This is a genomic window from Ethanoligenens sp. (assembly GCF_047718355.1).
GTDB lineage: Bacteria > Bacillota > Clostridia > Oscillospirales > Ethanoligenentaceae > Ethanoligenens.
Genome location: NZ_JBDNLG010000092.1, coordinates 1 through 12,123 on the forward strand (window position 1 = coordinate 1; position 12,123 = coordinate 12,123).

15 protein-coding genes and 1 pseudogene are annotated in these 12,123 nt (G+C 45.6%); 7 read left to right on the forward strand and 9 right to left on the reverse strand.

The window, feature by feature from the left end; all coding sequences use genetic code 11:
• Positions 1-55 precede the first annotated feature (55 nt).
• Positions 56-1,744, reverse strand: coding sequence for a hypothetical protein (locus ABF463_RS11975; protein ID WP_415533875.1), 1,689 nt, complete (start codon positions 1,742-1,744; stop codon positions 56-58).
• A 387-nt stretch (positions 1,745-2,131) separates the two neighbouring features.
• On the reverse strand, positions 2,132-2,680 hold the full coding sequence (locus tag ABF463_RS11980) for a hypothetical protein (RefSeq protein WP_415533876.1): 549 nt from the start codon (positions 2,678-2,680) through the stop codon (positions 2,132-2,134).
• A gap of 280 nt (positions 2,681-2,960) precedes the next feature.
• Here ABF463_RS11980 and ABF463_RS11985 point away from each other — a divergent pair, with 280 nt between their 5' ends.
• The 4 genes from ABF463_RS11985 (at position 2,961) to ABF463_RS12000 (ending at position 6,181) form a co-directional block, all read left to right on the forward strand.
• On the forward strand, positions 2,961-3,344 hold the full coding sequence (locus tag ABF463_RS11985; RefSeq protein WP_415533877.1) for a hypothetical protein: 384 nt from the start codon (positions 2,961-2,963) through the stop codon (positions 3,342-3,344).
• 824 nt (positions 3,345-4,168) lie between these two features.
• Positions 4,169-4,342, forward strand: a complete 174-nt coding sequence (locus tag ABF463_RS11990; RefSeq protein WP_415533878.1) for an ATP-binding protein — start codon at positions 4,169-4,171, stop codon at positions 4,340-4,342.
• 64 nt (positions 4,343-4,406) lie between these two features.
• Positions 4,407-5,369, forward strand: coding sequence for an ATP-binding cassette domain-containing protein (locus ABF463_RS11995; RefSeq protein WP_415533879.1), 963 nt, complete (start codon positions 4,407-4,409; stop codon positions 5,367-5,369).
• Complete coding sequence (locus ABF463_RS12000) at positions 5,366-6,181, forward strand: ABC transporter permease (protein ID WP_415533880.1); 816 nt, start codon at positions 5,366-5,368, stop codon at positions 6,179-6,181. The genes ABF463_RS11995 and ABF463_RS12000 overlap by 4 nt, the downstream gene beginning before the upstream one ends.
• A gap of 549 nt (positions 6,182-6,730) precedes the next feature.
• Here ABF463_RS12000 and ABF463_RS12005 read toward each other — a convergent pair.
• Both ABF463_RS12005 and ABF463_RS12010 read right to left on the reverse strand, forming a co-directional pair.
• Entirely contained in the window at positions 6,731-7,408 is a 678-nt protein-coding gene (locus ABF463_RS12005; protein ID WP_415533881.1) for a flavodoxin family protein, read from the reverse strand.
• Complete coding sequence (locus tag ABF463_RS12010) at positions 7,405-7,983, reverse strand: NAD(P)H-dependent oxidoreductase (RefSeq protein WP_415533882.1); 579 nt, start codon at positions 7,981-7,983, stop codon at positions 7,405-7,407. The genes ABF463_RS12005 and ABF463_RS12010 overlap by 4 nt, the downstream gene beginning before the upstream one ends.
• A 113-nt stretch (positions 7,984-8,096) precedes the next feature.
• Here ABF463_RS12010 and ABF463_RS12015 point away from each other — a divergent pair, with 113 nt between their 5' ends.
• On the forward strand, positions 8,097-8,705 hold the full coding sequence (locus ABF463_RS12015) for a TetR/AcrR family transcriptional regulator (protein ID WP_415533883.1): 609 nt from the start codon (positions 8,097-8,099) through the stop codon (positions 8,703-8,705).
• A gap of 313 nt (positions 8,706-9,018) precedes the next feature.
• Positions 9,019-9,483 carry a GNAT family N-acetyltransferase gene (locus tag ABF463_RS12020; RefSeq protein ID WP_415533884.1) on the forward strand — a complete coding sequence of 155 codons (465 nt, stop codon included), beginning with the start codon at positions 9,019-9,021 and terminating at the stop codon, positions 9,481-9,483.
• A 120-nt stretch (positions 9,484-9,603) separates the two neighbouring features.
• Here ABF463_RS12020 and ABF463_RS12025 read toward each other — a convergent pair.
• The 3 genes and pseudogenes from ABF463_RS12025 to ABF463_RS12035 all read right to left on the reverse strand — a co-directional run.
• Positions 9,604-9,738: pseudogene (locus ABF463_RS12025) on the reverse strand (Maff2 family mobile element protein); the annotation flags it as partial.
• Positions 9,739-10,003: 265 nt separating this feature from the next.
• Positions 10,004-10,141, reverse strand: coding sequence for a hypothetical protein (locus tag ABF463_RS12030; protein WP_415533885.1), 138 nt, complete (start codon positions 10,139-10,141; stop codon positions 10,004-10,006).
• Between the two features lie 23 nt (positions 10,142-10,164).
• Positions 10,165-10,473 carry a hypothetical protein gene (locus ABF463_RS12035; protein WP_415533886.1) on the reverse strand — a complete coding sequence of 103 codons (309 nt, stop codon included), beginning with the start codon at positions 10,471-10,473 and terminating at the stop codon, positions 10,165-10,167.
• 131 nt (positions 10,474-10,604) lie between these two features.
• On the opposite strand from ABF463_RS12035, the gene ABF463_RS12040 reads away from it, so the two are divergent.
• Positions 10,605-10,847, forward strand: a complete 243-nt coding sequence (locus ABF463_RS12040; protein WP_415533887.1) for a helix-turn-helix domain-containing protein — start codon at positions 10,605-10,607, stop codon at positions 10,845-10,847.
• A 367-nt stretch (positions 10,848-11,214) separates the two neighbouring features.
• On the opposite strand, the gene ABF463_RS12045 is transcribed toward ABF463_RS12040, so the two are convergent.
• Together ABF463_RS12045 and ABF463_RS12050 are read right to left on the reverse strand one after the other, a co-directional pair.
• Positions 11,215-11,508 (reverse strand): isochorismatase family protein, encoded by a 294-nt coding sequence (locus ABF463_RS12045; RefSeq protein WP_415533888.1) that lies wholly within the window; start codon positions 11,506-11,508, stop codon positions 11,215-11,217.
• A gap of 153 nt (positions 11,509-11,661) precedes the next feature.
• Entirely contained in the window at positions 11,662-11,847 is a 186-nt protein-coding gene (locus ABF463_RS12050) for a transposon-encoded TnpW family protein (protein ID WP_415533889.1), read from the reverse strand.
• Between the last annotated feature and the right edge of the window lie 276 nt (positions 11,848-12,123).

Below are 12,123 nucleotides of genomic sequence, written 5' to 3' on the forward strand. Positions count from 1 at the left end.
ATTTTATATAGAAATTTTTGGTTTTGTTCAAAGATCGATAACACTCAATAGATTATCAAGAATGGTCTGGCCTTATCTTGGGAGTGTATATCTTGTCTTTTAAGCTATGCCAAAGATCTTTTCCCGCAATCATAATGCTTAAGAAAGTAGTCATCAGAATTAACCAGTAAGCAGGAGCAAGATACATCGGATAGAGCATAAAATTGCAGCTGACGTTTGAATAGCAGATCAGTGATAGACGCAGCAAATAGCTCAAATAGAGTCCTGTAAGAATAATCCATGCTTCAAAATGCACATATTTCTTCGAACGAATACTGAGCAGAAACCGAATAAAAATATAGATGTAACACAAAATTCCCAGCGCTGTGATTGCCGGATTACACATTTCATATAGCAGCCTCACCTGACTGAGAAAATCAGCTTTGCTTTTTCGTTCGGGTAACACCTCACTTTTATAATATGCAAGATTATTGGTTACTTCTTCGATCTGTCTTATTTGTGCGTCCGTTCCTGAGGAAGGAACATTTTGGACCTCAAGATGTGCAGAATGATAGCCCTTCATAGATACCGTCATATGGATTGCTTCGCTCAGCGACTGAAGAAGCGGCGTTATGTAGCGATTATCCCAAGGTGATTCAAATACCGAAACATAGCCACCCCGGGTTTGCAGCTCTCCCTTGTCTATAGCGCTTTGAATCTCTGCAGCTGCCTTTTTATAAAACAGCTGACTTGATTTTCCATCAGTCATACCTGCGTACTGCACGCTGTCTACCACTGCCCAAACAAGCATATCACAAGTTGGGTTTCCATTGGATAAAGTTACAAAACCGTGCGTTTCCAGCACGGGTTTCAGTTTTGCAAAAGTCGGGGAAACTGCATACGCCTTTTCTCTGGTAGATTCCGGAATGGGTACTTTAGCCATCCAGACATCCGGCTTTATACTTTGGAGTTCTTTCATCAAAACAGGAAGCGATCCACCTGTGAATTCATTGGTCGCAAAAACACCATATCCAATGTAGTTAATTGTGGAAACACCAAGTATGCTGATGATCAGAATTGCTGGTGTGATTCCAATCGCCAGTAATCTTTTAAATTTATGATGCAGCTCTTTATTGAGGAGGATTGAGACGACAGTAATCAAGAGTGCAAGCCCTACATAGGGAACTATCCAAGGAGAATCCTCTCTGGCAAGCCAGACTGCGGCAAGTGAAATTCCTGTGCCAATACTTAGAAAGAAAGTCTTGCGCAAAGTACCTGTCCGATTTAAAAAGAGCGCAATGATAAACGAAAAGGAAAAAATCACAAGATAGCTATAAATAGAATCGCGGTAAACACGATTAAACGTCCAGTAGTAGTTTGAAATGGGATTAAACATTAGTACAGTAAAGAATAGAGCAAGTAATAAACGGTTAGGTATAAGCTTACGAATAGCAAGCACGAATGTCACACAAGCGCCAAAACTTAACAGCACCATAGAAAATAGAAAGGGCAGACCAATTTTATTAATCAAACAAAGGTATAGTGGAAAGATCATACCTTTCGCAAGTGTGTATTGAGTAAAATGCCCCAGCCATTTATAATCGATCAGCTTAGTCGCTTCCAGTACCATCATACCGTCATCATAAGGATTGTCCCCAAAAGCCCAGACCCGGAAACCCGTGGATAGGAAAAGTTTTACTACCAACATGAGCACAAGATAGCTCCAGAATAGCGTCTTTTTGTTTATACGATTTTTGAACTTCATTATGTATTTGTCCTTTCATAGCAAAAAAGTCTATGCTTGCACCCGTTAAAAATGGAGTGCTCCAAGTGAACCGGAAATTATAATAAGCACGTCCCTTTCAAGGAATTTTCGATACCCTGAATCGGTGCGAAATCTTTTGATTGCCGTGTACTTTTTAAAAGTCTTTTTTCGGGTTGTATCTCTAATTTTGTATCATGTATGTTAGCGGTGTGATGGACCGGGCACACTTTAATACGATTATGTGCGGGCAAAAACATACCGTAGTTACTCCGAATCATCTTGTGGTAACTACGGATACAGAGGCAGCCGCTCACAGGATTATGGTAGTTACCTCAATCCGGAACGTGACAACTACGATGCGTCAGCGCATGTCATTTCAAAAAATGACTATTGTGCTTTAAACTCTGTGCGCCATTTATCGTTTTTTAACCAATCAAAAAGCGGGCTGCAGGTTAGATATGTATTCTTCCCGTTCTCTTCCACACGCAGCACATCATAGACATATTTCACCTGATATCCGGGTGATGCACACACCACATACCAAGCGGGCTGCAATTCTATATGCGTTTTTTGTGCAGTCATGATATTCAGTTCGGACGGTCCGATGTTTCCATTAAAAATTAAATTGTCTGTAGATTGCGGCACATCACCCGCATAAGGTTTGCTGTTTTGCAACCAAGATGAGATTTTACTTAGTGCGACACTTGGATTGATTGGCACCATAAGCCCGATGCACGGTCCGTCACTTCCAAGGCAAAGAGTCGCACCTGCAAACGTGGCTCTCCAATTTGTAATATGAGATGGAGAGACTGCCTCAATGGAAGTCTCTGCCGGAGATGGCGTCACCCTAATGGGTCGGTTTTCGCAGCCAGCCATTGACACAACCAGACTTGATGTTAATGTCGCACAGATCATCATTCGGGGAAATGATTTCACTGTCTCTTCACCCGCCATATCATTAAATTTAAGTGAATGTATGATTTGTTACTATTATCTATTATTTTGGATGAGATTGCAATAGAAACGTGCCTACGAACGCTACAATGACACCACTCGGCAACCAATCTGAACCGCGCCGGACGGCACAACAGTAAACAGCAACATATGCAGCTACACCGCTACGGGCAACGGCACTTATGATTTTACGCTGACGGATAACGCCGGCAACACCTGCACCTATCCGGTTACGGTATCCAACATCGACCGGTCAGTAAGTGTGTCCTACACATCCGGCGTTACCTATTCGGTTGATCCCAATAACCTCAGCACCCCATTTGCAGCACAGGATATCACTTTGACCAACAGCAATACCCACGTCGGTGCAAAGGTGACGCTGCAAAGCTTGGCATCTTCCCTTACCGGCACTAATGGCTTCATCTTGGGTGCACAAGTCGAGGAAGCGGCATCCGGAAACACCACCTGGTCGGAGATAGACAATAAGTGCGTGCAGCTGGCAGGCGGGGCCTCTACGGTGTTGGGCGTGCTGTCTCCGGGCGGCACCGGGCATATCAAATTGGTCGGACAGCTCGGCAGCCGCCGATGGCCAAGCATTGAGGCAGATAACGGCAACATGCAGCTGTCGTTTACGGCGGTGTCATAAACATTTTTAGACACTCACAATTCAGTTACAATCATGTGACGGATGGCACTCATTACTTTCTATAAGCGCTTTTTGACGCGATAAAAGTCCCACGACAGAGCCAACATTAAAGAAAAAGCTGCTTAAAACCCCAAGCTCATTCGCCGAATTTCCATCATACAACGACATAGCAAAAGCAAACGCAACAGTAGCAATCTGTTCCGGCGTAAACCTGCAAAAATCGGAATTTGTGTCCATATACATCACCACTTAAGCATATGTGTTTTCGCTTTTCCCCAGAACCATTAGTACACATCACAATTAACATGCGTTGATTTTACCGGTGGGCCTTTGTCCACCGGCTTTTTGTTGCCTATCAGGCGAAAGGAGGATTGACATGCAACCATATTCAAAAGAAACCATTCAGAAAGCCAAAAACATCAGTCTGCTTGAGTACCTTCAGCGTAAGGGCGTGGAGATGGTCAAGGAAGGCAAGCGCTTCCGCATAAAAGGCTGCCTATCTGTGAGCCATTTCCTGTTTGGATCCTCGGCCGTAAAGTCTTGCTGCAGCAGGTTCTCAGTCTTTTGCGATTTGCTACTGCACTTTTATTGTAGTGCTCCATTATCCTGCCGCTTGAACCGCAGTGGTCAGCGAAAAATATAGACCTTAATGTTGACTTGCCGAAACACACCATAACCGCCGATGAGGATTTGCTATCGCAAATGTGGGTGAATCTGCTCCATAACGCTATTAAATTCACGCCCAGCGGTGGAGAGATTACCGTCAACTGTCCGACGACACGGTCACAATTGCCGACAGCGGCATAGGTATTGCGAAGAGCGATTTGATCCATATTTTCGAGCGCCTCTACAGAGCCGACAAGGCACGAGATCGCGCGCTCGGCGGCAACGGACTGGGACTGTCGCTCGCAAAAAGGATTGTGGAGCTCCACAATTTTCAAATCACAGTTGAGAGTAAAGTAAAGAAGGGAGCGCGGTTTACAATCCGTTTAACTTGAATTTAACCTCCGTTTAAACTACGGCTGTAAGATATGGGTGTAAACAAAAAATGGAGGTGTCTTTATGAGCAGGATTACAAACAGCGTACCGGCTGTCGAAGCGGTCGGGCTGGTTAAGACGTTTGGCAAAAACAGAGCCGTTGACGGCGTGAGCCTCACGATTCCGACAGGCACAATTTGCGGTGTGCTGGGGCCCAACGGCGCGGGCAAGACGACCACGATCAACATGCTTGCGACGCTTTGGAAACCGGACGCAGGAACCGCCAAAATCTTCGGCTACGACGTGAGGAAGGAAACACAGATTGTACGCCAGCTGATCGGTTTGACGGGGCAATACGCCACGATTGACGAAAGCCTGACGGCTATGGAGAACTTAAAAATCTTTGCCCGTCTGCTCGGTTTTTCCCGCGCCGAATCGAAACACAAAGCCGAGGAACTGTTGGAGGAATTTTCACTGTCGGAAGCGGCAAATCGCAAAATTTCCAAGTTTTCAGGTGGTATGCGCCGGCGGCTCGACCTCGCGGCAAGCCTGCTGTCCAGCCCACCTCTTATCTTTCTTGATGAGCCGACGACAGGGCTTGACCCGCGCACAAGGACGCAGATGTGGCAGACAATCCGAACGCTTGTCAAAAACGGCTCCACTATTCTGCTGACAACGCAGTACCTTGATGAGGCCGACCAGCTTGCCGACAATATCGTCGTCATCGACAAAGGCAGGGTTGTTGCGAACGATACGCCCACTAAGTTGAAACGCTCCGTAAGCATGTCAAGTCTCCAACTTACAGTGAAAAATCCCGACTACGCACTGAAAGCCGCACAAATCACTGAAAAAATTCTCGGTGGCAGGGCGCAAGTCTCGGAGGCGGCTGAAATCACAGCGCCGCTGTCCGATACCGCCAAACTTGCGGACGTCCTGACGATGCTAAAAGAAGCGGAAATCGACATCACTGCCATAAACGTGCGCGAACCGTCTCTTGACGAAGTGTTCTTTGCCCTTACGGGTGACAAAAAGGAGGCTGTTTTATGATGACAAACATAGATATTATTCCTGCGTACAGGCGTGAATTGAAAAACCGCGTCGGCTTCGGCACCGCGGTGAAGAACACGTTCACTTTTGCGTACAGGACACTCCTCAAAGTCATTCACAACCCCGAAAGTCTTTTGGATGTTACGCTGATGCCGATTCTGTTCACCCTGATGTTCACCTATCTTTTCGGCGGCGCTATTGCAGGCGGCATTATAAGTTATCTACCGATTATCATTCCGGGAATTTTAATTCAGACCTGCGTCACGTCTTGCGGCAACGCGGGCACCCAACTGCGGGAGGATACGGATAAGAGCATCTCCAACCGTTTTAAGTCCATGCCCATCGCGCGGATTTCGCCGCTTACGGGCGCACTGACAGCCGATCTCTTGCGCTATGCAATCGCGGGTGCGATCGTCTTCGCCGTCGGCGCGATTATCGGGTACAGACCGGGATTCTTAAACGTTGTCGCCTCCATAGGATTTGTGATGTTTGTCGGTTGGTGCTTAAGCTGGCTTTTTGCATTCGTAGCGATGACGGCAAAATCCGTATCCTCTGCGTCAACGTTCGCAATGCTTATCATGTTCCCGCTGACGTTTTTATCAAACGCTTTTGTTCCAACCAAAACGATGCCTACCGTAATCCGTGTCTTTGCCGACTATATTAACCCTGTCTCCAAAGCCATAACGGCCGTGCGTGAAATACTTGGGAACGGCACCATCGGCACGGACTTCTGGCTCGCGCTTGCAGGTTCGCTCGTTATCCTCGTGGTATTTGTACCGCTCACGCTGTGGACGTATAAGCGGAACGTATAGGCAAATGATTTTTACAATTAACCTGATTCACATTCATCATTCTATATTTTCAGGAGCCGACAGAGCACTAACTAACAAAATGCTACTTTACAGCACAACTTACTAAACAAAAATAACCGTGAGTTTGGCTGGCGCATTTCTATACTGATTTTTCAAAGGGCCTTCCAAACTTCGGTTTGGAGGGCTTTTATGTTACGGTTTCATTTGTCTGAAAACAACAGACCGCTACATTCAATTAAAGAACGATGACCGGTGCGGCTGATGTATCGGGTACTTCAGGTGAGCGAGAGTGGCTATTACAAGCATAAGCGAAACGAAAGCAAGCCATACAAGCAGCGGCACCAATGCAAATGATCCTTGAATGGCCATAACGACAAAAACAGGCTGATGATGTATCAGTCTGTTTTGTTTGTAATTCGGTGTTCATTGCTCAAAGATAACGATTGAATTCTCCATTCTCTTCTGGCATAATAAACCAAAGAAGACAGAGATTTTCTTTACGATGGCCGCTTAGTCCTTTATTTGATTGCAATCTATCATCTTGTCTAATTATTCCACTTTTTGATATGGTCTACGGTAAAGATCCGCCTTTTTGATTCCGTTTTTCTTCGCCTGCCGCTTCCACCCCATGCCGCCCATAAAGAGATAAAGTCGGCGAGGGAAGCTCGGCTGGATTGGCACGTTTTGGGGTGCCTCGACAACCTCGCTGCGGATATCGCTGTCCATCATCCGGATGGCCGCCTCCAGCTTTTCGTAAGCTTTTTTCGTCGGGCCGGCTCCTTCAATCTCGGAGATCATCGGGCCACCGCCGATCATCACGCCGAAACGGAAGCGTGCGCCGATATGGTGGCTAAAGCAGCCGATGACACGGACGGCCTCCTCATTGATTTCTGGTTCAGGAAAGCCGCAGTTTACGATGGCGTAAACCTTTGCATGTTTTTTCTGTTCGCCGTGTTCCCGTAAGTATTTTTCATAATCCTCAAGGAAGCGCGTGAGGAGCCCTGGCAGGCAGAAATAATATAGCGGGAAAGCAAGGACAATGGCATCTGCCTCAAGCAGCTTTGCATAATCCGCATCCGGACCATTTTTCAGGCTTTTGCAAACGTTCACAAGCTGTTTTTCATATTCGCCATCTTTCAATATTGCTTCCACGTGCGTGAGGAACCCAGCCGAAGCAGTTCTTTCTTCATGTCTTGGACTTCCATTGATCAATACAACTTTTTTCACAGCGCCTGCGCCTCCTTTCTCTTTCTGACACCGCTTAGGTCGAGTGCGCCAAACAGGCTTCTGACCTTTTCCGTATCGGATTCGCCCTGATAGACCTCGACGCCGACGTCGTACCGATGCTTTTCCGTGACGTCGCGAAAGAGCTGCACCTCTTCACTGTCCAGTCCTTCGCCATAGCCGATGATTAACAGTGCAGGGGATTTCTCATACCGGGGCGGATGCATCGTGGAGCCGTCCGGCCTGCGGTAGAAGAACGGAAGCATATTGGGCAGCGCACGATCTATGGCGTTCTTGATGTTTGCGCTGAACTGGCCGAAGACAACCGGGCTGAGGAAAATGACAGCGTCGCTGTCCATGTAGCATCGGTTGAGCTCCGCCATCTCGTCGCTTATCATGCATTCACCTGGCTTCTTGATCCAGCAGCCGAAGCAGCCCATGCAGGAATGAAGACTGCGGTCAAGCTCCCGAACCTGTAACTCAAAGCCCTTTTCCGCAAGCAGTTGCATAGCAAGCTTACTGAGCATGTCATATACTCTGGTCTTGTATTCCCCATCCGTAATAATCAATGCGTTCACAACACCACTCCTTTGAATGTTACCATTGTCAACATGGTTTACACTATAGTAGCACAGCTATGTTGCCAATGTCAACATAGCTGTGCTATAATATATACGGGAGTGTGAATTAATTGAACGAGGAAACCTATCATCACGAAAATCTCAGGGAAGAATTAATCGAAAACGGTCTTAAAATTTTAGATGCCGAGGGCTACGACGGCCTTTCGCTGCGTAAGGTGGCGAAGTCCTGCGGCGTTAGCCATACCGCACCCTACAGGCATTTTAAGGACAAGGAAGAACTTATAATGGCCATTGCCGTCAAAGTGCTCCATCAGTTTAATGAAAGCCTTAAGACTGCCATTGCGAAACACCCGAACGATGTGCACGGCCAGATAAACGAAATGGGTTGCGCCTACGTTCAGTTTTTTGTAGAAAACCCCGCCTACCTTCGTCTGCTGTTTTTTAGTGATATCGGCCGTAGAATCGGCAGTATAATCGAAAACGGCGACGTGATGCTGGAAAAGCCCAAGACCACATTTTACAATGCGCTCAATCGTTACGCGGTCGAAGACAGCGCCATAGACCCTGAGGACGCGCTGGGAAGAAAAGCGCTTGCTTTGGGTGCCTGGGGATTGGTGCATGGTATCACAGTGCTGCTGGTGCAGGAGGATTTTTCTTACGATGGAGACTACATGGAGCTTGTGCGGACGATTATCTGGAAATGCACTGGATTCCGCTGATAATAACAGAAACTTTTACTCTTTATTCAGTCTTAGCGGGGCATATGCAGGGTGATTTAATACCTAATCAACACGAGTATAGATGTAATATTCGATTGCCTGCCGCCGAAAACCTTTATTTTATGCGGATTCCTGAGTTTGTCATTATGAACACTCGTACCAAAATCGTTTCTACAGAAATTGGGCAATCATTCTGTGGAAACGATTTTGGTTTTATGCTATAATTTGATAGATAGTGTACCGACTTAACGAAGAGCTAGCAGGAATTTGACGGACAGTAAATTGCCGATTATTTATATTAGGAGAAATTAAGATGGAGCTTATATTTACAGATGGAAATGATAAACGATTTGTTGAATTGTGTCATGAATTAGATGAATATCTTAATTGCGTTGTTGGTGGGGAAAAGCAGAGAAAACGATACACTCAATATAATACGTTGGAAAACATACATGACGTTGTTTTGATAATAAAAAATGGTGAGGCAGTTGCATGTGGTAGCTTTAAAGAATATGAACCTGGTATTGCAGAGATAAAAAGGGTATTTACAAAAGTGAGTTTCAGGAATCGTGGTTATAGTAAATCAATAATGAGGGTTCTTGAGGAAAGAGCACTTAATAAAGGTTATAAAAAACTGATATTGGAAACTGGATCTTTACTAAAAGGAGCGATGGGACTGTATACTGTTACCGGTTTTCATGTTATCAAAAACTATGGACAGTATATTAATATGCCAGAATCAGTATGTATGGAGAAGGAACTCATCTGCCAATTATGAGCAAAATACGAAGAAATAATATGAAGCCGCCAACCCTATTAAACAAAACATGGGTAGCGGCTTAATTTTTCCATCTGTTGGCGATGCTTTTGCTGTTATCTGGATTCTGTTTCCTTATGGACCCTGCGCATTTGCGGCAGCATTATCGCCGCCATAGCCTTCCATCAGGTTCACGACGCCCCACACGGCGAGGCCCGTGCTGATGGCGATTACCAGCACCTCCAACGTGGTTACTGCGGAATTGATAAAACTCATAGACAACCCCCAATAGTTTAGATTGGTACTGACGGCAGAAAAGAGCCCCATCGGAAAAAATCCGAGCGGGCGATGGATGATACTGTATTTTTAAAGACAACCGCCTTTTCTCCTGTTTCCGGCAAAACAAAACCCCGGCTTACGGCCGGGGAGAAAGTAAAATAAATATATATGGAGAAAGAGAAGAGGAGGAAAAAATGAAAAAGCATGTTTTTATTGTATAGATCACTTGTGAACCCCGTGTTACAGGCAGGTAAAAAGTTTGTTATTCCGCGACGCCGATCAGGCACAGCCCCCTCCGTCTGGCATATTGAACGGTCTGCCATGTGCCGCTGCGGTCGTGCAACATGGCATAGATGCAGTATCCCGCGTGATCGACCATGTAATAATTCCGACGCTTCATGCAGCCGGGTTCAAACGAATCCGCTATGTAATGGACGGAATCCGTCTCCACAAGTAGGCCGCGATACAGCTTCTTTTCTCGTCCCGGCCACAAAACATCCTGATCTTTACACGGCAGGATAAAATCCAGAAAAACATCGCACCCATGTCTTTTTTTGATAAAATCAGCGCGGCGGCAATCTGATCGAAACCACGGGCACCGCCGGACAGGAAGTGCATCACACCCTGACGGATCAGATTGTCCACCTCGGTATTGAGCTGCACTACAATTTTTTCAACGGTGTTCTGTGGTAAATAACGATGCCCGGTAAAACAGCAAACTTTTGAATCCATATATGTAGGCTCTTTTTGTTAGTGATTAGTCACTATTTTAGCATGAAACGTGCAATTAGTGAAACATCACTAATGTAAGAAATCTCCGTCATATATCATTGGATAGTGATATATCGCTGGGAGTGGACGCCATGAACACACAGCAGGCCATCGCACATCGGATTTTGGAGTTATGCCGGGAACGTCAGCTTACGCCGAACGCTTTGAGCAACATTGCGGCGGTTCCGCAAGCAACAATCAAGAGCATCCTGAATGGGGAAAGCCAGAACCCCGGCGTTGTTACCATAAAGAAGTTGTGCGACGGCTTTGGAATCACGCTGGGCGAGTTTTTCGGCACAGCGGAATTTGACCGCTTGGAGCAGGAAATCAAGTGACCGCCCGCAAACAGTATCCCGCAGAACCACACATCCGTCAAAGGTGAAGAAGTCACTTCATCCGGCATCAACCTCGTAGACCTCGCACATCTCGTTGGTTTTGAGTTCCGCGCGCGTGTCCTGAGGCGTATTGTCAAGAACTTGTTCATAAAAACATAAAAGGCTCTGCAACGGAAGGATATTCCGCTGCAGAGCTTTATATCGATGCTTTTGTTTTCTTGCACAATATTTTCAGTTAATACACAAATTGGGGAAATCTTCATTGATGAATTGGCCGTAAAATTCAAGTCAAGCGGCGAAACGGACGAAATTTTAACAAAAACATCAATGCACTCCAATTCGATTTTGAGTAAGGCTCATTGCTTTATCACATTGAACTATTTATATTTTTCTTTCCTATCATCCTTTTCATAACTCTAATTGCTGCATCTTGGCTTTCCTTACCACCATTAGTAGCGCAATAATTTATTAAGACCTCAAATGGAATATTCCGTTCAAAGCAATCAGTTGCACTTTTCAGAACGCAGCAATCCGTATCAATGCCTACAAAGTATAATTTGTTAATATTGTTTTCTTTTATAAATATTTCAAATTCATTTGTAAAACAAGAATAAATTCCTTTTTTAAAAATACGTAGGTTCAATATGTCCTTGATATCCACATTATGCTTTCACTATGAGGCGCGATGTGAAGTAGATCAGCTGTTCAAACAAAATCCCGCTTATTTTCGTATTTGATGTTACAATAATAACACGACGGCCTCACAATGTCACGCAATCCGCATTAACAGATTATCTAGGCCCTTTATTCAGAATCACGCATTACATGTGGTTGACCTCATTTGGAGCATCCGCTTGATTTTGTCACTCATGGTTTCTCGGCTGGTGGCGCTAAAATGTATTCTCACCCAGTAGGTGGTCTTACCAATTTTCTTCACAAGTGCAGGGCGTTCGCTCTCCTGTGCGGGCAGAGGAGCCCTGTTACAAACTTCAGCGTTCATCGGCATAGCGGCGGTAAATTCTTTACTCATCGGCACTCCTTTTCTGCAATGGCCTCATTAACGAGGTAGTGTGTTGGCTGAGTTGATGGCGGAGGAATGACAATCTGTCATCCCCTCACGCTATCGGTCATATTCTTGCCCCTGATTTCTGGGCTTCTCCAATTCGAATAGCATCCGGAAAGCGTTTCTCATATTCCTTTGTCAAAGAATCAGCCCGCTTTCGGGCAGCTTTTGCGTCAGGCGCAAGCCAAATCTGCTTTAAGTCAGCTGCAAAAC